A 23,553-nucleotide genomic window follows, 5' to 3' on the forward strand; every position below is an offset into this window, starting at 1 on the left:
TCCCGTGTCATCTGCCACCGACAAAGACGACAAGACGGCGTCGGTCTCCGACCCGAAGTCGCCGGACTACGACCCGCACAGCCCGTACTACGAGCAGACGATGGACTCGTCCTCGAAGTACTACGTGGGCCCGATCACCGACAACACGAGCTCCGGCGACGACCTGCGCAACGTCTCGACGCTCCAGGTCGACCTGATGGGCACCTGGCTCGGCCCCGCGCTGTCCCCGGAGGTCAAGAACCAGCTGATCCAGGACATCTACGAGAAGAACCTGGAGGACAGCAAGAAGGGGCTGGCCGACGGGCTGAAGATGCGTGACCCGGGCACCCCGCCGACCACCGACTGGGGCAACGCCACGCACGAGCAGATGCAGCAGGCGATCACGACCAGCGCGGACCCGGCCACCGTCGCCGAGTCCTCGGAGGAGTGGGTCAGCGTCGGCAACGACCTGACCGGGCACCAGAAGAGCCTCGGCGACGCGATCAGCGCCAGTACCTCCGACTGGCAGGGCGGCGGCGGCGACGCGGCGCGCGAGCACCTCGCGAACGTCGGCAAGTGGCTCGGCGAGACCGCGCAGGGCTCGGTCCTGTCCGGGCGGCAGCAGGAGATCCACTCGCAGGCGCTCAACCAGACGCAGATCGCGATGAAGGCCAACCCGCCGGTCGAGTTCAACGTGGCGCAGTCCATGGCGCAGCTGCAGCAGGTCAAGGACCCGGTGGCGTACGGCGCCACGGCGGGCCTGATCGTCAACAAGTACCGCGAGCAGCAGGCCGCGCGCGAGCAGGCCGCGCAGACCATGACGCAGTACGACAAGACCATCGCCGGCGCTGTCAGCACGCCGCACTTCCCGGCGCCGCCGAAGCTGGCCAGCGGCAGCGCGAGCCCCGCGTCGGTCTCGCCGAGGCTGCAGGGCAGCCCGCGCCTCGGCCCGGACGGCAAACCGGTGGGCCCGAACGGCGGACCGCTCGGTCCGGACGGCAAGCCGATCCTCGGCCCGAACGGGATTCCGGTGGGCCCGAACGGCCAGCCGATGGGCCCGGACGGCAAGCCGCTGCTGGGCCCGAACGGCCAGCCCCTCGGTCCGAACGGTCAGCCGCTGGGACCCAATGGCCAGCCTCTTGGCCCGAATGGCCAGCCGCTGGGTCCGAACGGTCAGCCTCTCGGTCCGAACGGTCTCCCGCTGGGTCCGAACGGTCAGCCTCTCGGCCCGAACGGCCAGCCGCTGGGACCGAACGGACTCCCGCTGGGCCCGAATGGCCAGCCCCTCGGCCCCGACGGCAAGCCGCTGGGACCGGGTGGCGTGCCGCAGCTGAACCTGCCGAACCCGGGCGACAGCACGCACGCTCAGGGGTACAACCCGCCGAAGATCCCCGACCTCAACCTCCCGCCGGGCGGCGGGCCGGGGCCGGGCTCGCCGGGCGGCAGCATCCCGGGCGGCGGCAACCCGCCGTCGTTCAACCCCCCGTCGCTGAACATGCCGCCGCTCAACCTCCCCAAGGACGACAAGGGCAAAGAGGGCACGCAGATCCAGGGGTACAACCCGCCGTCGATCCCGGACGTCAACCTGCCCCCGGGCGGCGGGCCGAACGGGATCAACCCCGGCGGCATCCCGAAGATCCCGGATGTCAACCTCCCGCCGGGCGGCGGCCCCAGCTTCACCCCGCCCAGCATCCCGGGCGGCATCTCGCTCGGCGGCCCGGGCGGCGGCTCGGGCAGTGGCGGCGGCAAGATCCCGTCGATCGGCCTCGGCGGCGGCGTCAACGGTGAAAGCATCAGCAGCCGTCTCGGCGGCGGCGGTGCCGGTGGCATCGGCGGGCTCGGCGGCGGCAAGGGCGGCTCGCTCGGCGGGCCGGGCAGCGCGACCGGAGCCGGCAGCCTGACCCCGGAGGAGCTGGCCGCGCGCGGCGGCGCCGCCGGGGCCGGCGGCAAAGGCGCGGCTGGATCGCCCGGGATGGGCGGCATGGGCGCCGGCGGCAAGGGCGGCAAGGGCCCGGAGGACAAGGAGCACAAGATCGCTGACTTCGTGGAGTCGGACGATCCGTTGTTCTTCTCCCCGGACGAGGTGGTGGCGCCGCCGGTGATCGGCGACTGGAAGAACACGGACTGGAAGTGAGCGGTTGATGACGAGCGCTTTTCAGGTAGAGCCGGACGATCTGGTCGCGCACGCCAGCCATCTGGACGGGCTCGTCGACCGTCTGCACACGGCAGTGCAGGCGGCGGACACCGCCTTGTCGACGGATGCGTACGGATTGCTGTGCGCGTTCCTGCCGCTGATCGTCAACCCGACCGGTGAGAAGGCGAAAGAGGCGGTGAGTTCGGCGGGCGACGGTGTGAAGACGACGGCGGACAATGTCCGCACTGCTGCCAAGACTTACCGTGAGGGTGACGAGGCGGAGGCGGAGCCGTTCAAGAAGCAGGCCGGTGCGGAGGTCGACGCGAAGCAGCTGCGGGTCGGCACCGTCGAACGGAACAACGCCTGAGCTGATAGACGCTTTAGTGGTGGCGCCGGGGTTTCCGACCCCGGCGCCACTGGCGTTTCCGGCCTCGCCCGGCCTGTCGTGAGCATCGCTAGATATAGTGATAGGCTCTAACTAGGCGGTGTCGCCGGGCGAAGGGTGGACTTGATGACCGGGACGACCCCGCGGGAGCGCTACCGGGCGCAGGTGCGCGCGGAGATCAAGCAGCACGCGTGGGAGCAGCTGGCCACGACGGGCGTCGCCGCGCTGTCCCTGAACGCGATCGCCAAGCAGCTGGGAATGAGCGGCCCCGCGCTGTACCGCTACTACGCCAGCCGCGACGACCTGCTCACCGACCTCATCCGGGACGCCTACCGCAGCCTCGCCGACACGATCCAGGCGGCGGGCGCGGCCGGCGCGGACCTGGCCGGGCTGGCCAACGCCTTCCGTGACTGGGCGCTGGCCGATCCCCACCGGTATTTCCTGATCTACGGCACACCCGTGCCCGGCTACCACGCGCCGGACGACACCGCGCAGATCTCGAGGGAGATCATGGCGGTGCTGATCGACGTCAGCGCCGCGCAGCTGACTTCGAGCGGCCCATCCACCCCGTTCGAAGCCGAACTGGACCGCCACCGCGACTGGGCCGGCGAGAGCCCGGCCCCGTCCGCGGCACTGAGCCGGGCGCTGAGCTTCTGGACGCGCGTCCACGGCGTCCTGTCCCTCGAACTGGCCGGCCAATTCACCGGCATGGACTTCGACCCGGCCCTGCTGTTCGCCGACGAGGTAGAACGCTTGCTGTCCCGCTGAATTCCCGCTGCCGCCCGTCATCGCCCCCGCGGCGGTTCGAGCACCGACCAATGCTCGACGAACCGCCCGTCGCGCACCCGCACGAAGTCCATCACCCGGAACTCGACCTCGAGCCCGGACGGCGGCGCGCCCAGCCACGGCCCGACGTGGCGCCCCCGGTAGATCTTGTGGGTGGCGACAACACCACCGGTTTCGACGCAGTGCAGGATCTCGACCTTCAGCCCCGCAAACGCCGCATGCAGCGCCCGCACGACCTCGACCACCCCATCCCGCCCGTCCGACCGGCCCTCTTTCGCCGACCGATTGCGGAAATCGGCGTCGACGAACTCCTCGATCAGCTCTACTCGGCCGCCCTCATGCACCTGCTCGACAAACGCCCGCATCAACGTGACGTCCGCGGATTCCGTAGCCATGTGGTGAATCTTCTCAGCCGGCGCGGGTGCCGGAGAAGGGGAACGTTCCGCTGCCGGCGACGGTGACCGAGCCGGTGAAGACGTCGGCGTTGATGGTGCCCTCGACGGTGAGGTCGAAGGGGAACGGGTCGGCCAGGCTGGCGGTGAAGGTCAGGTGGTTGGCCTCCACAGTGCCGGTGGTGATGGGGACGGTGATCTCCAGCTGGTCGTCCACAATGGAGCCGGCGATGGTTTCACCGGTGGTGTCCAGGGTGAGGAGCAGGTCCTTGCTGCCCGCGGGGTGGGTGAAGGTGATGTTCCACGCGCCGTCCGGGCCGGTTTTGCCGCTGCTGACACGGAGGGTGGGCGGCTGGGACGCGGCTGCGGACTGGTCCAGCGGCGCACCCGCAGTCACAGTCGGGACCGCGGACTGGCCGAGTGCGGGCAGGCCGGCTTTCACTTCCACGCCAACGGAATTCAGGACACCCGCCATCATCCGGTAGTACCCGATCAGGAACAGCAACTCCAGGATTTCCGCGTCGTCGCGGGTCGCCGCTAAGTCGGCCCACGTCTGGTCGGAGACGAAGACGTTCTGGCAGACCTCGTCGACGGCACGTAGGACCGCGTCTTCGAGCGGAGGCCAGGGGGCGGTGGCGTCGGAGAGGGCGTCGATTTCGGCTGGGGTGGCGCCGGCGCCCAAGGCCGCGGGGACGTGGTTCGCCCATTCGAAGGGCGCTTCGCAGCGCAGTGCGACTCGGAGGATCGCTAGCTCGCGGATGCGCGCGTCCAGTTTTCCCTTGCCCAGCAGGAATCCGCCGAGCTGGGAGGAGGCGTCCATCAGGGCCGGGTGGTGCGCCAGCACCTGGATGATCGTGTCGGCACCGATTTTGGCCAGCTGCCGGTGTTCCTTGTCCAATTCGTCGAGGGGGAGCGGGAGGATGCGGGGAGTGGTGGCGTGCGGCATGGCGGGTTCCTCAACGGGTCGGCCGGGTTTGCCGGATGTGGTCGAGCGCGGCGCGGGCGGCCGCGGCGTCTTCGAGGTTGAGCTGCGGATGGGAGTGGATGTCGATCAGGGCGCGCGCGAGCAGCTCGTCGCCCTCGGGGCTGAACACGTCGACGCCCATGGCCCGCGAGACGTGCTCGTGCAGCACGGTGATGGACAGCGCCATCGCGGTGCCCACGGCCGCCCGGACCTTCGGGTCGACGTCCGGCGGGTCAGAGCGTTCGCGGTCGGTGTCGACCAGCCACTGCCGGCCGAGTTCGACCATCTCGTCGAACAGCGGCGCGGCCCCGCCCTCGGTCAGGGCACGCGCGAGGTAACCCTGGTACGGGCCCACCGCGGCCCTCGCCGCGGCGACGTAGTTGACGTCCTCGGGCGTCCGGTCGGCCAGGACCCGGTCGTTGAGCCGGCGGAGCACCTTGGCCAGGTGCGCGTCGCAGGCGTCCCGCAATCCTTGTTTGGAGCCGAAATGATGGCGCACCAAGCCGGAGGACACCCCCGCGGTCTCGGCGATGCCGCGGATCGTGGCGCCGTCGAATCCGTGCTCGCCGAAGTGGGCCATCGCGGCGTCCCTGATCCGGGCCCGCGCGGTCAGGTCCCCACGGTCGGGCTCCGCACTATCCATGCGTACGGCTTACTGCACTCATGGACGGGATACTACACGCCTGTGTAGTCGTGGGCTGCCGGCGAAAACCGCAAGCGCGGATCAGAGGCAGGGCGGCCGGTAGCCGTCGATGCGCAGGCCGCGGAATTCCAGCTGGTTCGGGGTCTTGCCGACGAAAACCAGGCCGCGGGCCTCGGTCAGGGCCGAGGCGAACGAGTACGGCGGGGTGCCCAGCTCGGGCAGCGAAGTCCAGGCGTCCGGCGAAAAACTGAAGAACTTCGTGACGGGCTTCCCGCCGGTCTTGGGCACGAGGGTGAGCCATTTGTCGCCGCCGCTCCAGTGCGAGGCGGGGCGCAGCTGGACGTACAGGTCGTCCGCCGCGCTGTAGGTCAGCCAGAACCCGTGTGACCGGGTGAGGTCTTCCTGGGCCTCGAACCGGTTGCCGAGCCAGACGACGGCGACGTGCCATTCCGCGTTGAGAAAGCTCACCTTGGCCGCATACCGGTGGCCCGCCGGCACAAGCAGGCTCCCGGTGGCCGGGACGGTGGTGCCCTCGCCGCTGGCCAGCCACTGCTGCAGCCGGTCGATCGACGGGGTCGCGCACTCGTCGCGGGGTGGCCGCGGACCGGCCGCGCCGGCGACCGCCGCCGGTCCGACCAGGGAAAACGCCAGCACGGAGGCCAACGTCACGAGCGTCTTGGTGATGGCGACCGGCCGTGCGCGCATGCCTGGAAACTAGCATCCCGCCGGTGGCCGTCCAAGGTCCCGCGGCCGCGGGCGTGTGGCCGGGGTCACGGAATGCCTGTCGATCTTCCGCGCTACACACGAAGTAGGAATCGTTCGCACCCAAGGGAGTTCCATGTCCGCCACCACCACGCCGGAAGAGACGCCGACCGTGCCGGTCGTGCCCGCACGGGACGACTTCGACTTCCCGCTCACCGACGGGGCCGCCTGCCGCATCGACGACCCCGACTGCGAAGCCTGCCAGTGAGCCGAAGCGGGTCGCGGTGAGCCGCGACCCGCTTCCGGGACTGTCCATGGGGGACGGTTCAGGCGGCTCGGCGGCGGACGGTGCGTTCCAGGATGCCCAGCGTGGACTTGAGGGCGGACTCGGGTACCACCGGGAAAACGAGGCGCCCCTTCCACTCCGGGGCGATCTCGGACCAGTCGTAATAGGACGTGACGAGGGTGCCGCCGTCCGCGGGCTCCAGCCGGTAACCGTAGACGTGGCGGAGGTGCGGCCCCTTCCCGGCCTCGACGGTCCAGGCGATCTCCTTGTCCGGCGCGAACTCGGTGATGAGCACCTCGACGTCGTACTTGCCGAGCGGCCGGTCGCCGAGCGCCTCCCGGTCCATGTGCACCACGAACCGGTCGCCGGCCTGGCGGACCGGGTCGCCGTCGGCGTCGAGCAGCATGCCCGACGCGTCGATGTCCACGTGGCCCTTCGGGTCGGACAGGACCGCGAAGACGGCTTCGGCAGGTGCGGGGATGAGGCGGGAGACCTCGATCCGCTCCGTCCTTTTCGGACCGTCGCCCGGGTTTTCCGCGGTGGCGATCAGGATCGCGCGGCCGAGGATGTGGGAGGACATGGTGAAGCCGAGGAACGCCGGGGTGGCGTCGGCCGGGACCCCGAGGGTCTCGACGTCCAGGGCGTGCACCACGAAGAAGTACCGGTGCGGGCCGTGGCCGGCGGGCGGGGCGGCGCCGAGGTAATGGGTGACGCGGGCGTCGTTGGGCAGCGCGAACGCGCCCTCGGGCAGGCTCGCGCCCTCGGCCAGTTCGGTGACAGTGGCCGGAATGTCCGCGACCGCCCAGTGCCAGAACCCGGAGCCGGTGGGGGCGTCCGGGTCGTAGACGGTGACTGCGTAGCTCTTCGTGCCTTCCGGGGCGCCGCTCCAGGAGAGCTGCGGGGAGACGTCTTTGCCTTCCGACAGCGGCAAAGTGGCGCCGTTGGTGATGGTGGTACTGGTGACGGTGAAGGTGGCCGCTTCGGGGAGGCGGGCCAAGGGGTTGCTGGCGCTCATGAGATCGATTCTAGCCGCGGGATCGGATGGTTCCGGCCGCTCAGCCGGAGTTGTCCACAGGGGTGGTCGATTGTGGATAAACGGGCTCGCGGGGACGGTTTTCGCGCCGCCGCCGACTGTGGGTGCGAGAGACTTCTGGGGTGACCGAAGCTTGGTCAGGTTGGCAGGCGGGGGCGGGGCGGGCCCGTGACGCCGACGCTGCGGCCGAGTTGCTGGTTCGGCACCTGACCGAGACTGCGGCCGGGCCGGCCCGGCCCGGCTTCGCGAAGAAGACCTGAGCTCGGGGCCGTTTTCCCTTATACCGCCTCAGAACCAGTGCAAGCAGTGTGGAGAACGCTCGCTACGGAACAGTGCGTCGGCGAGGGCGTCAGCACCCGGGTAGTGGGCCTGGATGTGCCCGGCCCGCACCAGGGTGCTCGGGGCGGTGCCACCGAGGTAGATCGAGCCCAGGTCGCGCACGTCGAGGGACAGGTCGGGGGCACGGTCGGTCGGGGTGCACTCCGCGTGGCCGTCGCGGGTGGTCAGCTGGTAGCGGTGGTGCTCGCCGAGGAACGGGTCGTCGATGTCGAGGACCAGGGTGCCGTCGGTGGGCCAGCGGCGGGTGGTCAGGGCGCGCGGGATGTCGAGTAGCCGTACCCAGAGCCAGTCGCCGTCGTCGCCTACCTCGGCGGCGCGGAAGTCCGCCAGTTGCCAGCGCAGCGGGTTTTCCGGCGGGAGGTTCTTGAACACGATCCGGGTGACCAGGTCGTGCCCGAGCAGGAACCGGGCCAGGGCGGTGAAAACGGCGTCGTCGGTGGTGATGGTCTCGTCGACGGTCAAGGTGCCGGAATCGCCGAGCGAGTAGCTGGCGTAACCGTCCGGGTCGCCGCCGGCGTCACGGTGGACGGCGATGTAGCGCGGCGCCGGCGTGATCGGCGGCTGCCCCGCGCCCAACGCCCACCAACGGCGCGGCCGGGACAGCGCGCCGGGCTGGACGCGGCGGTAGCGGTCGTAGACCTCCTCCAGGATCTCGCCGCACTCGGCCCGTCGCAGCAATTCGATCGAACCGCCGGGCGTCGAATCAGCCCGGGGGACAGCGAAATCGGCTCGGTTGCGCGGCACCGTCAGCCGGTGCGTGTAGGTCGCCGGGCCGTAGCCGAACCGGCCGTAGATCGCGGCGTCGGTGCACAGCAGCACCGCGAGGAAGTCCCCTCGCGCGCGCAGTTCGGCGAACTGATGCCGCATCATCGCGCTGAGCACGCCCTGGCGCCGGTGCGTCGGCAGGACGCCGACGGCGGTCACCCCGGCGGCCGGGGCGAGCACGTTGCCGGGCAGGGTCAGCTCGAACGAGTGCGCGGCGGCGGTGCCGATGGGCCGTCCGTCGTCGGCCGTGGCGAGCAGGGCACGGTCCATCTCGAGTGCCGACCACCAGAGCCCGCCGCCGTCGACCGGGGTTTCCGGGAAGCGGCCGAACGCGGCGTGGAGGGTGCCGATGTAGACGTCGAGGTCCGCGTCGGTGGTGGAACGGATCTTCATGGCTGCGCCGGCTCCCCGCGATACCGGCACCACGGCTCGTGGTGCCCCGCCACAGTCCAGCGTCCGGCCGCGGCCGGATCAACCGAATTACCGCCGGTCAGCGGCGAAGGGCGTGTTGCAGCGCTTCGAGCACCTCGCGGGCCGCGGTCGGGCCGGTGTTGAGGTAGAAGACGTCGTCGTCCACCGGGATCGCGGTCTTGGCGGCGACGGCGCCCAGCGTGGGCCACAGCGGCGCCGAGGTCAGGGCCGCCGCCTTCGCCGGGCCGCCCTGCACGCCGTAGAAGATCCAGTCGCCGTCCGCGCGGTCGAGCTCCTCGTTGCTGATGTCCTGCGAGGTCTGGCCGAACTGCTGATCGGACGGCCGGGCCAGGCCGGCGTCCTCGGCGATCGAGCCGGTGAACGACGGCACGCCGAAGATCCGCAGCCGGTCGGCGTTCCGGCGCAGGAACGAGACGGTGGGCTCGGGGTGCAGGGATGCGCCGAGCGCCGCGGCGTCCGCGTGGTAACTGTCCAGAATGTGTTGCGCCTGCTGGGTTTTGCCGAGCGCGTCGGCCAGCAGCAGGAAGTCCTGCTTCCAGTACAGGCCGGTGCCCTGCGTCGCCACGGCCGGCGCGATGGCGCTGAGCGAGGCGTACAGCGCGGCGGCGTTCTTGCCCGCGGTGTTCATCACGACCAGGTCCGGCTTGAGGTTGCCGATGGTCTCCAGGTCCGGGGCGGTGCGGCTGCCCACGTCCGCGACCTTCGCGGCCTGGGGGTAGGCGGCGAGCAGGTAACGGGGGACCAGCTCGGCGCCGTCGCCGCGGGTCGTGCCGACCGGCACCACGCCCAGGGTGAGCAGGGCGTCGGCCTGGCCGGTGGAGATCACGACCACGCGCTTCGGCGCCGCAGGCAGGGTCGTGCTGCCGGAGAAGTGCTTGACCGTGCGGGGAAAGACGCCGTCCGCGGCGCCGCTGCCCATGCCCGCCGGCATCGTCCGCGGGGCGGTCCACGCCCGGGCCGCCCCGGCCGCCGGCGCCGCGTCCGGGCTGCCGCTCGAGCAGCCGGCCAGCAGCAGGACAACGGCCGCCAGCACCGCCGGGACGACCTTCAGGACCGGGCCATGGTTCACGCGCATGGACTAGAGGGTAGCCTTACCTAACGTGAATCCTGAACGGTTGCCCGGCTCGATCAGGTCACACTCGTGATCACCCTCGACACGGCCCTGCGCCGGCGGACGGCCGTGCGCGCGGCCGGTCTGGGGGCGGGTGTGCTGGTGCTCGCGCTGCTGCTGTCGCTGAGCCTGGCCGTCGGCACCCGGGGCATCCCGCTCGGCTCGGTCTGGACCGCGCTGCTGAATCCCGGCGACGGCAGCCGCGAGTCGATCATCGTGTGGCAGCTGCGGATGCCGCGGACGCTCCTGGGGATTGTCGTCGGGGCCGCGCTGGCCATCGCCGGCGTGGTGATGCAGGCGGTTTCGCGCAATCCGCTGGCCGAGCCGGGAATCCTCGGCGTCAACGCCGGTGCGGCGCTCTCGGTCGTGCTGGCGATCTCGGTGCTGGGCGTCTCGGACGCGGGGGACTACGTGTGGTTCGCCCTCGGCGGCGCGGTGCTGGCCACCGCGCTGGTCTACGGCCTCGGCGTGCGGACGGCCGGGCCCGGCGACGGCGCCCAGAGCCGCGTCCGGCTGGTGCTGGCCGGCGCCGCGCTGACGGCCTGTTTCGGCGCGGTCACCGGGACCGTGACGATGTTCGACACGAACACCTTCGACTCCTATCGGTTCTGGGTGGTCGGCTCGCTGGCGAACCGCGACACCGCGGTGCTCGGCCACGTGCTGCCGTTTATCGTCGCCGGCGCGCTCGTGGCGCTGGCGCTCGGTCCGCGGCTCAACGCGCTCGCGCTGGGCGAGGACGTCGGCATCAGCCTGGGAGTGCGCCCGGGACGGGTGCGGCTCGGCGGGCTGGTGGCGATCACGCTGCTCGGCGGGGCGGCAACTGCGGCGGCAGGCCCGATCTCGTTCGTCGGGCTGCTGGTGCCGCACGCGCTGCGGCTGGTGCTCGGCCACGACGTGCGCTGGCTGCTGGCCTATTCCGTGGTGGCGGGCCCGATCCTGGTGCTGGCCGCGGACATCGCCGGCCGCGTGGTCGCGCGGCCCGGCGAGCTGGAAGTGGGGATCGTGACGGCGTTCGCCGGCGCTCCGGTGCTGCTCTGGCTGGTCACCCGGCGCGCGGGACGGTCGGCATGACGACGCGCGCGGTGACGTTGCCCGGCGGGATCGTGCTGCGGGTGCGCCCGCGCGCGGCCGTGGTCATCGGGCTGCTGGCCGTGGTCGCCGTCGCGGTGTCCGGGTACGCCGTGCTCACCGGCAGCTATCGCCTTTCGCCCGGCGACGCACTGGGCACGTTCGTCGGCGGCGGCACCGCGACCGACCGGTTTTTTGTGCTGCAGCAGCGGTTGCCGCGGGCGGTGGCCGCGCTGCTGGTCGGCGCCGGGCTCGGCTGCGCGGGCTCGCTGTTCCAGAGCGTTTCGCGCAATCCGCTCGGCAGCCCGGACGTCATCGGCTTCACCACCGGCTCGGCGACCGGGGCCCTGCTGTCGCTGCTCGTTCTCGGCCCGGCGCCGGGCTCGGGCACCGGCGTCGGTGTGGGCGCGCTGATCGGCGGCCTCGTCACGGCTGGGGCGGTGTACGCGATCAGCTCCGTCCGCGGGGCCGGCGGACGGCAGCAGCTGGTGCTGGTCGGCATCGCGGTCGGCGCGATGCTCGCGTCGGTCAACGACTACCTGCTCACCCGCGCCGACCTCGACGCCGCCGAGACCGCGAAGTCCTGGCTCTTCGGCAGCCTCAACGCCATCTCCTGGCCACAGGTCGTCCCGGCCGGGGTCGCGCTGGCGGTGCTGCTGCCGTTCGCCGTCCCGCTCGGCCGGCCGTTGCGGCTGCTGGAAATGGGCGACGACTTCGCGACGGCGCTCGGCGTCCGGACCGCCCGTGTGCGGTGGCAGGCGCTGCTCGTCGGCGTCCTGCTGACCGGCGCGGCGGTCGCGGTGGCGGGGCCGGTCGGGTTCCTCGCGCTCGCCGCGCCCCAGCTGGCACGGCCGCTGCTGCGTTCCTCCGAAGCCGCGCCCCTGACCTCCGCGGTCACGGGCGCGGCCCTGCTCGCCGCCGCCGACCTGGGGGCGCAACGCCTGCTCACGCCGTTCCAGATCCCGGTCGGCCTGGTCACCGGCGCGCTGGGCGGGGCCTACCTGGCCTGGCTGCTCGCCACCGGCCGGTCGCGCTGATCACTGCCGGGATAGCGGGATTTCGGCGTCGACGCGGGACAGCTTCGCCGGATTGCGGACGTAGTACATGCCGCTGATCCGGCCGTCCTCGATCCGGATCGCCAGCACGCCGTCGACCGCGCCGTCCAGGCTCAGCACCAGGGCCGGGCTGCCGTTGACCACCGCGGGGGCGACGCCGAGCGTGGCCCCGAACCTGCCGACTCCGCCGTTGATGTAGCGGGCCACCTTGTCGGAGCCGGCGATCGGCCTCAGCGCGGCCTGCTTGACGCCGCCGCCGTCGCTGACCAGGACCACGTCGGGGGCGAGCAGGTCGAGCAGGCCTTGCAGGTCGTTGGTTTCGAGCGCGCGCTGGAACGATTCCAGCGCCGCCCGGGTCTCGCCCGCCGTGACCACCGCGCGAGGACGGCGGGCATCCACGTGCCGGCGGGCGCGCAGCGCGATCTGCCGGACGGCCGCCGGGCTTTTGCCGACGGCTTCGGCGATCTCGTCGTAGCCGATCGCGAAGACCTCACGCAGCACGAAAACGGCGCGCTCGGTCGGCGAAAGGGTCTCCAGCACCAGCATGAGCGCCATCGACACGCTCTCGGCGAGTTCGACGTCCTCGGCCACGTCCGGCGTGGTGAGCAGCGGCTCGGGCAGCCACGGGCCGACGTACGACTCCTTGCGGCGCTTGAGGGTCCGCAGGCGGTTCAGCGCCTGCCGGGTGGTGATCCGGACCAGGTACGCCCGCGGCTCCCGAACGGTGCCGAGGTCGACCTCGGCCCACCGCAACCAGGTCTCCTGGAGCACGTCTTCGGCGTCGGCCGCCGAGCCGAGCATCTCGTAGGCGACGGTGAAGAGCAGGTTGCGGTGGGCGAGGAACGCTTCGGTCGCCGGGTCGGTGCCGTTCATCGGGACGATTATGCCGCCGGCTCGGTGCGCTTGGGCGGTTTGACCGCAGTTTCCTTGGCCTGCACCGCTTTCCGGCGCTCGTTGTCCTTGGACCAGGTCCAGCTCGCCGAACCGGGCTTCGCCGCCTCGCGGGCCAGCTGCTTGACCGTGCCCGAGCAGACGATCTCCTTGAGCTTCGCGCCGAGGCGGCCGCCGATGTGGAACGCCGTCGCGACGTCGTTGCGGTGGGAGAACTGGAAGAGGCCGCCCTGGCGGCCCAGGCTGAGGCATTGCCCGACGAAGCCCAGCTCGATCGGCGTGGCCGGCTCGCCGGCGATCCGGTGGAGCACCGTGTCGGCGGCGTGCCCGCCGAGCGGCCCCGCGGCCTGGCAGCTCATCCGGAACGGCCGGTCCGACGGGCCCGCCGAGTCCCCGGCCGCGACGACGCGGGGGTCGTCCACGCTGGTCAGCGTCTCGTCTGTGCGCAGGCGGCCGAGCGCGTCGGTGCTCAGCCCGCTGCTCGCGGCCAGGTCCGGCACCCCGAACCCGGCGGTCCAGACGGTCACCTCGCTCGGGATCTCCCGGCCGCCACTGAGTTCGACGGTCTCGCGCGTCACCGCCGTGACCTTCGAGCCGGGCCCGTCCAGCACGGTCACGCCGAGCTTGGCCAGCCGCTTGGCCACCGCCTGGCGGCCGCGGGGATGCAGGTACGGGCCGAGCGACCCGCCGCAGGCCAGCGTCACGCTGTGGCCGGCCTCCGCCAGTTCGGCGGCGGTCTCGATGCCGCTCGGTCCGGCGCCGACCACCGTCACCGGGGCGCCGGCCGGCGCGGCGTCGAGGGCGGCGCGCAACCGCTTCGCCTGCTCCAGATGGCCGAGCGGGTAAGCGAATTCGGCCGCGCCCGGCACGTCGGGGACTTCGCTGCGGCTGCCCACCGCGTAGATCAGATAGTCGTAGCCGAGCGTGTCGCCGTTCGCCAGCCGCACGACGCGCGCGCCCGCGTCGATCCGCGTCACGGTGCCGACCACCAGCCGGATCCGCTCGGCCAGCACCTCCCGGTACCCGACCACCGCGTCGTCAGACCCGCCGGCCAGCTGGTGCAGCCGGATCCGCTCGACGAAGTCCGGCCGCGCGTTGACCAGCGTGACGGCCACATCGGCCCGCTGGGTCAGGCGGTTGGCTGCCGTCACGCCGGCATACCCGCCGCCGATCACGACAACCTTGGTCTCCTCGCTCATGGCGTCTCCTCAAGTTCAGGGGTTCGGCCATAGGACACCGTGGCGCCGCGGTTTGTGACAGCGCGGTTCTGCGACCGCGCATGACGCGCGTCACGCCGTCAGCGGGAGAGCTTCAGATCGACGAACCGGGGCCGGTTGTGGTCGATGCCGGCGTAGCGGTCCGACAGCTGTTCGCTGCTGGTGTTGGAGGACAGCACCAGCTCGCCGGGCCGGCTGATCTCGGGGTGCGCCGCGACGTTGTAGGTGTAGCGCCCGTTCCCGGTGCCCGGCGTCCGATGTGGACAGTACTGCGGAGTTGTGCGTGAACGGCGCCGACGGCGGCAGGCTGTCGCCCGGCGTCGGCCGCCGCCGGGACGGCGCCCGAAGTCCTGTCAGCGCTGGGTGAGCGCGGTGTCGGCCCGCGCGCCGGCGATCCTGAGTGGACGGTCGGCAGCCACGCGGTGACGGCGGCGCACACCGCCGGCAGGGGAGTCCGGCGCGTGGTCGGCATCCTTTCCAGGCGCCGCTTTTCGGCGGCACTGCTTTTCCGGAGCGCAGCCCGGTGACAACGTTGGCAACGCGATTCAGTCTTGATCCGCGTGAGCGGCGCTGTCAACGGACCGGACCGGCCAGAAACCGCGGCGATCCGTTGCCGGGCACCAAGACCGGGGCTGTTCACGGACGACGGCCGGTCGCCCGTGAACAGCCCGGATCGTCAGGCCAGCGGCTCGAGCGCCTTCGCCAGCGGCTCCAGCACGGCCGGCGTGTGCGGCGGGGGCAGGTACACGATCGCGAGGTCGAGGCCCGCTTCGCCGAGCGCCTCCACTTCGGCGGCGACCTTGGCGTAGTCCTGGTCCGGGCCGAGGCGCACGTGCGAGGACAGGGTGATCTCGGCCGGGTCGCGGCCGATGTCCGCGCAGTGGCGGTGCAGCACCTCGCGCTTGTGCGCGAACTCTTCCGGCGTGCCGCCGACGAAGTTCCAGTGCTGGGCGTACTTCGCGGCCGTGCGCAGGGTGCGCTTCTCGCCGCTGCCGCCGATGCAGAACGGCGGGTGCGGCGTCTGCACGCCCTTCGGCTCGCAGCGGGCGTCGGTCAGCTGGTAGTGCCGGCCCTGGAAGGTGGTGGTCTCCTGGGTCAGCAGGCCGAGCAGGACCTCGCAGCCCTCCTCGAACCGGTCGCTGCGGTCCTTGATCGAGCCCAGCTCCATGCCGTACGCGCCGGACTCCTCTTCGTTCCAGCCGGCGCCGATGCCGATCTCCAGCCGGCCGCCGGAGACGATGTCCAGCGTGGCGGCCATGTTCGCGAGCAGCGCGGGGTGGCGGTAGTGCATGCCGCTCACCAGCGTGCCCAGCCGCAGCCGCTTGGTGGCCTGCGCCAGCGCGGTGAGCGTCACCCAGCCTTCCATGCACGGCCCGGTCGAGTCGGAGAAGATCGGGTAGAAGTGGTCGAAGGTCCAGCCGGATTCGAACAGTTCGATCTCGTCGGCGGCCTGCCACACGGCGAGCATGTCGGCCCAGACGGTGTCCTGGGGTGAGGTCTTGATGGCGAATCGCATGCTGGTGATCGTAAACCTGGAGTTCCTCCAGCGTCGGCCTTCAGCTCGTGACGGCGTCGTAGGCGACCCGCAGTTCCGCCGGCCCGCGCAGCAGCATGTTCGCCCGGTACGGCGGCGGGTCGGCGACCAGGCGCGGGCCGGTCAGCCGGGTGGCGATCGCGCTCAGCGCGGCCTGGCCCTCCATCCGGGCCAGCGCGGCGCCGAAGCAGTAGTGCACGCCGCCGCCGAACGCGAGGTGCGCGTTGCCCGGCCGCTCCGGCCAGAACCGGTCCGGGTCGGCGAACCGCCGCGGGTCGCGGTTGGCCGCGCCGAGCAGGAAGACCACGCGGGAGCCGGCGGGCACGACCTCGCCCGCGATGAGGACGTCAGCGGTGGCCCTTCGGCTGGTCTGCTGCACCGGCGGGTCGAAGCGCAGCGCCTCCTCGACGACGGCGGGGGCCAGGTCCGGGTCGGCGCGCAGCCGGTCGAGCACGTCGGGGTTGCGGAGCAGGGCGAGCGTGCCGTTGGTGATGAGGTTGACGGTCGTCTCGTGGCCGGCGATGAGCAGCAGGCCGAGCGTGGTGGCGAGTTCCAGGGTGTTCATCCGGGACGCCGGGTCGCCGTCGGTGAGCAGCCCGGACACCAGGTCGGTGCCCGGCCGGTCGCGGCGCCGCGCGATCATCGGCATCAGGTACTCGCGCCAGTCCGCGCGGGTCACCTGCAGGTCCGCGATCTCTTGCGCGGTCAGGGTTTCCACCGGGTCGAGCGCGCGGGTGAGCCGTGCGGCGAACGAGTGGAACACCGGCTCCTCCTCCGCCGGTACGCCGAGGAGCTCGCAGATGACGCCGACCGGCAGGGGATAGGCCACGGCGTTGACGATGTCGAGTTCGCCGGGCCCGGTGCCGGCGTGCCGGTCGAGCAGCCGGGCCACGATCGCCTCGATCTGCGGGCCCATGCCCATCACCCGCGGCATGAACTGGTGCATCGTTTGGTCTCGCAACGTGTTGTGGTGCGGCGGGTCCACCACGAGGAACGGGCCGCGGAACGGCCTCCCGTCCGAGCCCAGCGGCCCTTCGATGTCGACGCCGTCCTCCGCGGACAGCCGGGGATCGCGCAGCAGCGCGCTGATGTCGGCGTGCCGGGAGACCAGCCAGCTGTTCTCGTCGAGCCGCTGGATCGGCTCCCGGGCCAGCTCGGCGAAGTGCGGATACGGGTCGTGCCGGTTGGCCTGGTCGGCAGCCGGCTGTACACGGCCGCCGCGGGGTAGGACTGGGTGCTGGTCATGACTGTCCTCCGTGGACTGCAGTGAGATCGGGGCCGCTGAGTTCGGTGCTGCCGAAGCCCGCGCCGAGAACGGCGGTGGCGGGCGAGTCGGTCGCGTTGACGGCGGGCGGGAACGGCGCCCGTTCGGTGATGAGGGCGGCGTAACCGTCCATGACCCGCGGCGAGTCGACCGCGACCGCGCCGACGGTGACCCCGCCCCGGCCGTACGCGGCGGCGAACGGGCCTTGCTCGAACGAGCCCTGCGTGAGCACGACCTGGTCGGCCAGCTGCGGCAGGCCGGCGGACTTGATGTTCAGGCCGAACTGGTCGGACCAGAACGCGGGCAGCGCGGCGGCCGTCCGCCGGTGCCGGTGGGTGAGGTTGTGCGCGGCGACCTCGGCCTGCTCGACGGCGTTGCCCCAGTGTTGCAGTGCCTGGGGTTCCGCGTCGAAATGCGGGTGCCGCCAGCGGGCGACGTCACCCGCGACATAGACGTCCGGCACCACGGCGCCGTCGACGTCCAGGGCTCGCCCGGCGGCGTCGCACTCGACCCCGCGTGGGTCGGCGACGAGCCCGCTCCCGGCCAGCCACTCGGTGTTGCCAACCGAGCCCAGAGCGACCACCGCGAGGTCCACGTCGAGTTCGTCCCCGTCGGAGAGCCACGCCCGCCGCAGCCGGCCTTCGGCGTCGCCGTGCAGCGCGGTGACGGTCGTACGGGTGCGCAGGTCGATCCCGTGCGCCCGCTGCCGCGCCCCGATCGCCGCCCCGACGACTTCGCCGAGGGCGCCGGCCATCGGCGCTCCGCCGCGAAGCACGACGGTGACCGGAAGTCCCAGGTCACGGCAGCTCGAAGCGACTTCGGAACCGGTGAAACCGCCCCCGATGACCAGAACCCGGCGCGGTCCCGCGGCGAGGCCGGCGCGGATCCGGTCGGCGTCGTCGCGTCCGCGCAGCAGGTGCACGCCGCGCAACGCAGCCTCCTCGGGGACGGGCCACGGGCGCGATCGCGAACCGGTCGCGATGACCAGCCCGTCGAACCCGACGTCGCGGCCGTCGGCCAGCCGCACCGCGCGGGCATCGAGGTCCAGCCCGGTCGCGGCGACGCCGAGCAGCCAGCGCGCGTCCAGGTCCCGGGTGCTCGGCAGGGCCAGCCGGTCGGTGCCGGACCGCCCGGCCAGCACCGCCTTGGACAGCGGAGGACGGTCGTAGGGCTCGTGTGGCTCGTCGCCGATCAGCACGAGTTCGCCGGTGAACCCGTTGGCCCGTAAGGAATCCGCCGTGCGCAGGCCCGCGAGCGAGGCGCCGGTGATGACGATCCGGCGCGGCGTCATCGTGTCTCCCCGACAACGGCACTGGCACCAGTAACGGCGGCTTCGGGAACAGCCGGCCCGCCGAGCGTGATCGCCTGCACCGGGCAGGCCAGCGCGGCCCGGTGCACGGCCCGGTCGGACCCCGCGTCCGGCTGATGGTCGTACTCCAGCGACTCGGCACCCCGGAACCGGAAGACCTCCGGCGCCGCGAACACACACTGCCCGTAGCTCTGGCAGCGGTTCAGGTCCACGACCACACGCATGACAACTCCTTCTCGGCACAGTCCTTCTCGGCACTGCGTAACGGGTTCGGCAGGAACCGTCGCCGACGTTACGGTCGCCGGGCCCGGGCGTCGTGAGGCCGGAGTTGTAGTCCGGGTGGAGACCTGTCTCCACCCGGCGGTGCCCGGTGCCCGGGATGGAAGACTCGGGCCGGTGGACACGCCAGAGGATCGGAAGACCATGACCACGAGCGGGCCGCGTTCCGGGGACTTCCGGGATCAGCTGGTCCAGCCGCTCCTCGTGCTCGGTGTGACCGCGGTGGGCGCGGTCCAGTGGTCCGCCGCCGACACCGTGTTCCCGCCGCTGGCGCTCACGCTGTTCGTGCTCACCGCGCTGGCCGGGATCGGCACGCTGTTCCCGTGGACGCGACTGGGCCCGCGGACGCAGATCGCCGCGATCAGCGGGTACATGGCGCTCGGCGCGTTGCTGCTGCCGCTGGCGCACCAGACGCAGGCCGCCGGCATCTTCCCGTTCATCGCGGCATCCGCGGCGGGCGTGAAGCTCGCTTCCCGGAAGGCGGCCGTCGGGATCGCCGTCGGCGGTGCTCTGCTCGCGACCGCGGCGAGCGTGGCTGTCGGGCAGCTGGTGCCGGACGCGCCGCAGTGGCCGTGGTGGGCGCCGCTGACCGTCGCCCTGCCCGTGTACATGGGCATTTCCTTCCGGGACCGGCAGAACGTGCTGCTCAGCGCGCGCCGCGCGGCCGAGGCGGCCGAGCGCGCCGCCGAGTCGGAGGCCCGTGAGGCCGCGCTGCTCGAACGCGCCCGCATCGGCCGCGAGGTCCACGACGTGCTCGGCCATTCGCTGTCCGGGATCGCGCTGCAGCTGGACCTGGCCGACGCGTTGCGAAGCAGTGGCCGCGACGAGGAGTCGGTCGCGGCCGTCCGCCGGGCCCGCGCCCTCGCGGTGGACAGCATCGGCGAAACCCGGCGCGCCGTGCAGGCGTTGCGGGAGGACACCCTGCCGCTCCCGGATGTGCTCCGCCGGCTGGCCGAGCGCAACGCGGTCGGCTTCACGATCACCGGCGAGCCCGTTTCCCCCAGTGCCGAGGCGACGCACGCGGTCTTCCGGGTGGCGCAGGAAGCACTGACCAACGCGGCGAAACACGCCCCGGGTGCGACACGCGCGATGAGCCTGTCGTGTACCGCTGACCGGATCATCCTGACTGTCCACAACGGACCCGCCGGCGAGATTCGCGGCGGCGGGACGGCGGCCGCCCCCGGCGTCGGCCTCGTCGGCATGCGCGAGCGCGCCACCCAGCTCGGCGCCACCCTGCACACCGGCCCGGCGCCCGACGGCGGCTGGACCGTGGAGCTGAGCCTGCCGAGGCGCTCCGTGTAGCGCAGGTCACAGGCGAAATCCTCGGTGTGCCATTCGGACATCCGGGTGAATATCGCCCGCGAATCTGGATCTTGATCACCCGTCGGTGGCCATTCACAGCTTACGTACAACTTGCGCCAACGTTTCTCACACACTCGCCCGCCATACCTATCGGAGTGGCTCCGCCCCGGATCCCGAGGTCCGTTCTCCCGTAGGTGGTCGAAATTGCCTGGTGTGATCTCTGCCCGACAAAGTGAGCACGTCCCCGAACCGCGCGACGAGGCCGAGCTCGGTGACCAGCAGCGTCATCCGACGGTCGACGTCGTGATCCCGGTGTACAACGAGGAGCGGTCGCTGCCCGGCTGCATCCGGGTGCTGCACGACTACCTCAGCAACGGGTTCCCGTTCGAGTGGACCATCACCGTGGTCGACAACGCGAGCACCGACGGCACCGAGCGCGTCGCCAACCAGCTCGCCGAGACCACGGACAACGTGCGTGTGCTCCGTCTGGAGCGCAAGGGCCGCGGGCTGGCCCTGCGCACCGCGTGGGGGTTCAGCGACGCCGACATCGTGGTCTACATGGACGTCGACCTGTCCACCGGCCTCGACGCGCTGCTGCCGCTCGTGGCGCCGCTGAGCAACGGGCACTCCGACATCGCCATCGGGTCCCGGCTGGCGCCCGGCGCGCGCACCGTCCGCGGGCCCAAGCGCGAGGTGATCTCCCGCTGTTACAACGCGTTGATCCGGCTTTCCCATGGCGCCCGGTTCTCCGACGCGCAGTGCGGGTTCAAGGCGGCGCGGGCCGAGGTGATCCGCCCGCTGCTGCAGCGCATCGAGGACGACTCCTGGTTCTTCGACACCGAGCTGCTGCTGCTGGCCGAGCACAACGGCCTGCGGGTGCACGAGGTCCCGGTCGACTGGGTCGAGGACACCGACACCCGGGTGCACGTGGCCTCGACCGCGATGGACGACATCCGCGGGCTGGTCCGGGTGGCCCGCAACAAGGCCAGCGGATCGGCCAAGGTCGACGACCTGCCGCGCCGGCCCGAGCCCGCGCCGATCCACCCGGACGCGGTGGTGGCGCAGCGCCGGGAGACCGGGCTGCTGTGGCAGGTGCTCTGCTTCGGCCTGATCGGCGCGGCGTCCACGGTCGCGACCCTGTTGCTGTACGCCGGATTCCGCACCTGGTGGCCGTACTGGGTGGCGAACTTCGTCGCGCTGACCATCACCACCCTGCTCAACACCGAGGCCAACCGCAGGCTCACGTTCATCGGGCGAAAACGCCCGAGCGGGCGCGTGCACCTGCAAGGGCTGGTGGTGTTCGCGCTCTACTACGCGTTCACCTCCGGCGCGCTGTTCCTCCTGGACGCGCTGGAGCCGCGGCACACCGCCGCGCTCGAACTCGTGGTGCTGCTGGCGGCCTCCCTGGTCGGCACGGCCGGCCGGTTCGTCCTGCTGCGCATCTGGGTGTTCCGCCACGACAAGTCACCGGCCGCCCCGGCCGGTGAGAAGAACCTCGAAGAAAAGGTGGCCGCATGACGGCCACGGCCGTCCAGCCCCGGGCCCTGTCCACGCCGCGCATCGGCTGGCAGCCACTGGCCCTCGGCGCGATCGTGCTGCTCTCGATCGTGCTCTACAGCTGGGGAATCGCCGCCGAAGGCTGGTCGAACACGTTCTACTCGGCCGCGGTCAAGTCGATGTCGGAGAACGCGACGAACTTCCTGTTCGGCTCGTTCGACCCGGCCGGCGTGGTCACCGTCGACAAGCCGCCGATGGCGTTCTGGCCGCAGGTGGTCTCGAGCTGGATCTTCGGCTACCACGGCTGGGCGCTGCTGCTGCCGGAGATCATCGAGGGCGCCGCGGCGGTCTTCCTGCTGCACCGCACGGTCCGCCGGTGGGCGGGGGAGAACGTCGCGCTGCTGGCGGCACTGATCCTCGCGATCACGCCGGTCACCGTCGCGATCGACCGCAGCGTCAACCCGGACGCGGCGTTGACGCTGCTGTGCGTCGCCGCCGCGTACGCGCTGACCCGCTCGGTGGAGTCCGGGATCAGCTCCCGCAGCGCGACGAAATGGTTGCTGCAGGCCGCTTTCTGGGTCGGCTGCGGGTTCGTCACCAAGATGCTGGCCGGCTGGATGATCATCCCGGCGCTGGTGCTCGCGTACCTGGTCGGGCGCAACGCCTCCTGGGGCCGCCGGCTGCTCGACCTGCTCGGGGCCGCCGTGGTCCTGCTGGTCTCCTCGCTGTGGTGGGTCGCGCTCACGGCGTGGTGGCCGGGGCAGAAGCCGTACATCGGCGGCAGCACGGACGGCTCCGCGTGGGACCTGATCGTCGGCTACAACGGCCTGGGGCGCGTCTTCGGCGAAGGCTCCGGACCGGGCAGCGGGGCCGGGCGTGGTGGCGCCGCCGGCGGTGACCTGGCCGCGGGCGGATTCCCCGGCGCGGGCGGTCCTCCCGGTGGCGGCGGTCCCGGTGGCGGCGGCCCTGGCGGGGCGGCGTTCGGCGGTCAGTCCGGGTTGTTCCGGATGTTCGGTGAGTCCGCGGGCGGCCAGATCAGCTGGTTGCTGCCGCTTTGCCTGCTTGTGCTGGTCGTGGTCGCCGTACTCGGGTTCCGGGCCTGGCGGGCGAAGGCGCCGGCGCAGCACACCGTCCGCGCGGGCTGGGTGCTCTGGGGCTCCTGGCTGGTGATCATCGCGCTGGTGTTCAGCTTCCAGAGCGGCATCTTCCACCCGTACTACACGACTCAGCTCGCTCCCGCGGTCGCCGCGCTGGCGGCGGGCGGGCTCGCGCTGCTGTGGCGCTACCGCGAATCCCGGGTCGCCTGGACGCTGCTGCCGCTGGGCATCGCGCTCACCGCGGTCTGGGCGTGGGTGGTGATCTCGCGGGACACCTCGTGGAACGGCTGGCTGCGGTACGCCGTGGTGATCGCGGCGCTGCTCGCGATCGGCGGCCTGGTCCTCGTCCGGTTCTCCGGCGCCCTGCCCGCGGCCGGCGTGCGGGCGGTCGGCGTGGTCGGGCTGGTGGCCGTGCTGCTCACGCCGCTGGTCTGGTCCGGCGCCACCGCGTTCGCCGGTGGCGGCGGCGGGATGGGCGCGACGATCCCGATGGCCGGGCCCAGCAGCGCCGGGTTCGGCGGGTTCGGCGGCGGGCGCCCTGGTGCCGGTGGCCGGGGTGGTTTCGGTGGTTTCGGCGGTCCTGGCGCCACCGGTGCGCCCGGGGCTCCTGGCGCGACCGGTGCTCCCGGCGCGGCCGGTTCGGCCGAGGCCGAGATCGCCGAGATGATGCGCGGCCGGCGCGGGAACGAGGACGGCTCCCTGACCGCCGAGGAGCAGAAGATCCTGGACTACGCGGTGAAGAACGCCCACAACGCGCAGATCGTGATGGCGGTCGAGGGCGGCTCGATGGCCTCGTCCGGCTACATCATCAACAGCGACGCCACCGTCATCGGAATGGGTGGTTTCTCCGGCACCGACAACGCCCCCAGCGTCGACCTGCTGAAGAGCTGGAAGGCCACCGGGAAGCTGGGCTTCGTCCTGGAATCCGACACGGGGCGCGGCGGTGGCGGCGGCGGTTTCGGCCGGGGCGGCGCGTCCACGGAGCGGACCACGTGGGTCAAGGCGAACTGCCAGGCGGTCCCGGCGAGCGCGTACGGCGGCACCGAAACCCAGACCCTGTACGACTGCGTCAGCTCATGATCGCGGCCG

Annotated in this window: 22 protein-coding genes; 9 read left to right on the forward strand and 13 right to left on the reverse strand. The window is 71.9% G+C overall.

What is annotated here, in order from left to right:
- Positions 1-4 precede the first annotated feature (4 nt).
- The 3 genes from OG371_RS34965 (at position 5) to OG371_RS34975 (ending at position 3,266) form a co-directional block, all read left to right on the forward strand.
- Entirely contained in the window at positions 5-2,113 is a 2,109-nt protein-coding gene (locus OG371_RS34965; protein ID WP_329059932.1) for a PPE domain-containing protein, read from the forward strand.
- A gap of 7 nt (positions 2,114-2,120) precedes the next feature.
- Complete coding sequence (locus OG371_RS34970; RefSeq protein ID WP_329073357.1) at positions 2,121-2,480, forward strand: type VII secretion target; 360 nt, start codon at positions 2,121-2,123, stop codon at positions 2,478-2,480.
- Positions 2,481-2,624: 144 nt separating this feature from the next.
- On the forward strand, positions 2,625-3,266 hold the full coding sequence (locus OG371_RS34975) for a TetR/AcrR family transcriptional regulator (RefSeq protein ID WP_329059933.1): 642 nt from the start codon (positions 2,625-2,627) through the stop codon (positions 3,264-3,266).
- Positions 3,267-3,283: 17 nt separating this feature from the next.
- Here OG371_RS34975 and OG371_RS34980 read toward each other — a convergent pair whose 3' ends face one another.
- From OG371_RS34980 to OG371_RS34995, 4 genes are all read right to left on the reverse strand, one after another.
- Entirely contained in the window at positions 3,284-3,679 is a 396-nt protein-coding gene (locus OG371_RS34980; RefSeq protein WP_329059934.1) for an ester cyclase, read from the reverse strand.
- Positions 3,680-3,692: 13 nt separating this feature from the next.
- The gene (locus tag OG371_RS34985; RefSeq protein ID WP_329059935.1) at positions 3,693-4,622 is read right to left on the reverse strand and encodes a carboxymuconolactone decarboxylase family protein; all 930 of its coding nucleotides are present in this window, start codon (positions 4,620-4,622) and stop codon (positions 3,693-3,695) included.
- Between the two features lie 10 nt (positions 4,623-4,632).
- Positions 4,633-5,283 carry a TetR/AcrR family transcriptional regulator gene (locus OG371_RS34990; protein WP_329059936.1) on the reverse strand — a complete coding sequence of 217 codons (651 nt, stop codon included), beginning with the start codon at positions 5,281-5,283 and terminating at the stop codon, positions 4,633-4,635.
- An 81-nt stretch (positions 5,284-5,364) separates the two neighbouring features.
- A complete protein-coding gene (locus OG371_RS34995; RefSeq protein WP_329059937.1) occupies positions 5,365-5,988 on the reverse strand; it encodes a hypothetical protein in 624 nt (207 codons plus the stop codon).
- 133 nt (positions 5,989-6,121) lie between these two features.
- Here OG371_RS34995 and OG371_RS35000 point away from each other — a divergent pair, with 133 nt between their 5' ends.
- Positions 6,122-6,253, forward strand: a complete 132-nt coding sequence (locus tag OG371_RS35000) for a hypothetical protein (RefSeq protein ID WP_329059938.1) — start codon at positions 6,122-6,124, stop codon at positions 6,251-6,253.
- Between the two features lie 58 nt (positions 6,254-6,311).
- Here OG371_RS35000 and OG371_RS35005 read toward each other — a convergent pair whose 3' ends face one another.
- From OG371_RS35005 to OG371_RS35015, 3 genes are all read right to left on the reverse strand, one after another.
- The gene (locus OG371_RS35005; RefSeq protein WP_329059939.1) at positions 6,312-7,286 is read right to left on the reverse strand and encodes a YbhB/YbcL family Raf kinase inhibitor-like protein; all 975 of its coding nucleotides are present in this window, start codon (positions 7,284-7,286) and stop codon (positions 6,312-6,314) included.
- Positions 7,287-7,592: 306 nt separating this feature from the next.
- On the reverse strand, positions 7,593-8,801 hold the full coding sequence (locus tag OG371_RS35010) for a GNAT family N-acetyltransferase (RefSeq protein WP_329059940.1): 1,209 nt from the start codon (positions 8,799-8,801) through the stop codon (positions 7,593-7,595).
- 97 nt (positions 8,802-8,898) lie between these two features.
- Entirely contained in the window at positions 8,899-9,915 is a 1,017-nt protein-coding gene (locus tag OG371_RS35015; RefSeq protein WP_329059941.1) for an ABC transporter substrate-binding protein, read from the reverse strand.
- Between the two features lie 66 nt (positions 9,916-9,981).
- Here OG371_RS35015 and OG371_RS35020 point away from each other — a divergent pair, with 66 nt between their 5' ends.
- Together OG371_RS35020 and OG371_RS35025 are read left to right on the forward strand one after the other, a co-directional pair.
- A complete protein-coding gene (locus OG371_RS35020) occupies positions 9,982-11,022 on the forward strand; it encodes a FecCD family ABC transporter permease (protein ID WP_329059942.1) in 1,041 nt (346 codons plus the stop codon).
- Positions 11,019-12,056: a FecCD family ABC transporter permease gene (locus tag OG371_RS35025; protein WP_329059943.1), complete on the forward strand. Its 1,038-nt coding sequence runs from the start codon at positions 11,019-11,021 to the stop codon at positions 12,054-12,056. Before OG371_RS35020 ends, OG371_RS35025 begins: the two co-directional genes overlap by 4 nt.
- On the opposite strand, the gene OG371_RS35030 is transcribed toward OG371_RS35025, so the two are convergent.
- From OG371_RS35030 to OG371_RS35055, 6 genes are all read right to left on the reverse strand, one after another.
- The gene (locus tag OG371_RS35030) at positions 12,057-12,947 is read right to left on the reverse strand and encodes an RNA polymerase sigma-70 factor (RefSeq protein ID WP_329059944.1); all 891 of its coding nucleotides are present in this window, start codon (positions 12,945-12,947) and stop codon (positions 12,057-12,059) included.
- Between the two features lie 8 nt (positions 12,948-12,955).
- Entirely contained in the window at positions 12,956-14,164 is a 1,209-nt protein-coding gene (locus OG371_RS35035) for an NAD(P)/FAD-dependent oxidoreductase (protein ID WP_329059945.1), read from the reverse strand.
- Positions 14,165-14,858: 694 nt separating this feature from the next.
- On the reverse strand, positions 14,859-15,698 hold the full coding sequence (locus tag OG371_RS35040) for an LLM class F420-dependent oxidoreductase (protein WP_329059946.1): 840 nt from the start codon (positions 15,696-15,698) through the stop codon (positions 14,859-14,861).
- A 40-nt stretch (positions 15,699-15,738) separates the two neighbouring features.
- Entirely contained in the window at positions 15,739-16,677 is a 939-nt protein-coding gene (locus tag OG371_RS35045) for a cytochrome P450 (RefSeq protein ID WP_329059947.1), read from the reverse strand.
- 280 nt (positions 16,678-16,957) lie between these two features.
- Positions 16,958-18,271, reverse strand: a complete 1,314-nt coding sequence (locus OG371_RS35050; protein ID WP_329059948.1) for an NAD(P)/FAD-dependent oxidoreductase — start codon at positions 18,269-18,271, stop codon at positions 16,958-16,960.
- Positions 18,268-18,513, reverse strand: a complete 246-nt coding sequence (locus tag OG371_RS35055; RefSeq protein WP_329059949.1) for a ferredoxin — start codon at positions 18,511-18,513, stop codon at positions 18,268-18,270. The genes OG371_RS35050 and OG371_RS35055 overlap by 4 nt, the downstream gene beginning before the upstream one ends.
- Before the next feature lie 199 nt (positions 18,514-18,712).
- Here OG371_RS35055 and OG371_RS35060 point away from each other — a divergent pair, with 199 nt between their 5' ends.
- The 3 genes from OG371_RS35060 to OG371_RS35070 all read left to right on the forward strand — a co-directional run bounded on the left by OG371_RS35060 (position 18,713) and on the right by OG371_RS35070 (position 23,544).
- A complete protein-coding gene (locus OG371_RS35060) occupies positions 18,713-19,870 on the forward strand; it encodes a sensor histidine kinase (RefSeq protein WP_329059950.1) in 1,158 nt (385 codons plus the stop codon).
- Positions 19,871-20,074: 204 nt separating this feature from the next.
- A complete protein-coding gene (locus OG371_RS35065) occupies positions 20,075-21,388 on the forward strand; it encodes a glycosyltransferase (protein WP_442876019.1) in 1,314 nt (437 codons plus the stop codon).
- Positions 21,385-23,544, forward strand: coding sequence for an ArnT family glycosyltransferase (locus OG371_RS35070; RefSeq protein ID WP_329059951.1), 2,160 nt, complete (start codon positions 21,385-21,387; stop codon positions 23,542-23,544). Before OG371_RS35065 ends, OG371_RS35070 begins: the two co-directional genes overlap by 4 nt.
- Positions 23,545-23,553 lie beyond the last annotated feature (9 nt).

This window comes from Amycolatopsis sp. NBC_01480, assembly GCF_036227205.1.
Taxonomy (GTDB): Bacteria; Actinomycetota; Actinomycetes; order Mycobacteriales; family Pseudonocardiaceae; genus Amycolatopsis.

Excerpts from the sequence above, each read along its gene's own strand:
- OG371_RS34970 (WP_329073357.1), top strand. The coding sequence starts at position 2,121 with ATGACGAGCGCTTTTCAGGTAGAGCCGGACGATCTGGTCGCGCACGCC.
- OG371_RS34975 (WP_329059933.1), top strand. The coding sequence starts at position 2,625 with ATGACCGGGACGACCCCGCGGGAGCGCTACCGGGCGCAGGTGCGCGCG.
- OG371_RS34980 (WP_329059934.1), bottom strand. The coding sequence starts at position 3,679 with ATGGCTACGGAATCCGCGGACGTCACGTTGATGCGGGCGTTTGTCGAG.
- OG371_RS34985 (WP_329059935.1), bottom strand. The coding sequence starts at position 4,622 with ATGCCGCACGCCACCACTCCCCGCATCCTCCCGCTCCCCCTCGACGAA.
- OG371_RS34990 (WP_329059936.1), bottom strand. The coding sequence starts at position 5,283 with ATGGATAGTGCGGAGCCCGACCGTGGGGACCTGACCGCGCGGGCCCGG.
- OG371_RS34995 (WP_329059937.1), bottom strand. The coding sequence starts at position 5,988 with ATGCGCGCACGGCCGGTCGCCATCACCAAGACGCTCGTGACGTTGGCC.
- OG371_RS35000 (WP_329059938.1), top strand. The coding sequence starts at position 6,122 with ATGTCCGCCACCACCACGCCGGAAGAGACGCCGACCGTGCCGGTCGTG.
- OG371_RS35005 (WP_329059939.1), bottom strand. The coding sequence starts at position 7,286 with ATGAGCGCCAGCAACCCCTTGGCCCGCCTCCCCGAAGCGGCCACCTTC.
- OG371_RS35010 (WP_329059940.1), bottom strand. The coding sequence starts at position 8,801 with ATGAAGATCCGTTCCACCACCGACGCGGACCTCGACGTCTACATCGGC.
- OG371_RS35015 (WP_329059941.1), bottom strand. The coding sequence starts at position 9,915 with ATGCGCGTGAACCATGGCCCGGTCCTGAAGGTCGTCCCGGCGGTGCTG.
- OG371_RS35025 (WP_329059943.1), top strand. The coding sequence starts at position 11,019 with ATGACGACGCGCGCGGTGACGTTGCCCGGCGGGATCGTGCTGCGGGTG.
- OG371_RS35030 (WP_329059944.1), bottom strand. The coding sequence starts at position 12,947 with ATGAACGGCACCGACCCGGCGACCGAAGCGTTCCTCGCCCACCGCAAC.
- OG371_RS35035 (WP_329059945.1), bottom strand. The coding sequence starts at position 14,164 with ATGAGCGAGGAGACCAAGGTTGTCGTGATCGGCGGCGGGTATGCCGGC.
- OG371_RS35040 (WP_329059946.1), bottom strand. The coding sequence starts at position 15,698 with ATGCGATTCGCCATCAAGACCTCACCCCAGGACACCGTCTGGGCCGAC.
- OG371_RS35050 (WP_329059948.1), bottom strand. The coding sequence starts at position 18,271 with ATGACGCCGCGCCGGATCGTCATCACCGGCGCCTCGCTCGCGGGCCTG.
- OG371_RS35055 (WP_329059949.1), bottom strand. The coding sequence starts at position 18,513 with ATGCGTGTGGTCGTGGACCTGAACCGCTGCCAGAGCTACGGGCAGTGT.
- OG371_RS35060 (WP_329059950.1), top strand. The coding sequence starts at position 18,713 with ATGACCACGAGCGGGCCGCGTTCCGGGGACTTCCGGGATCAGCTGGTC.
- OG371_RS35070 (WP_329059951.1), top strand. The coding sequence starts at position 21,385 with ATGACGGCCACGGCCGTCCAGCCCCGGGCCCTGTCCACGCCGCGCATC.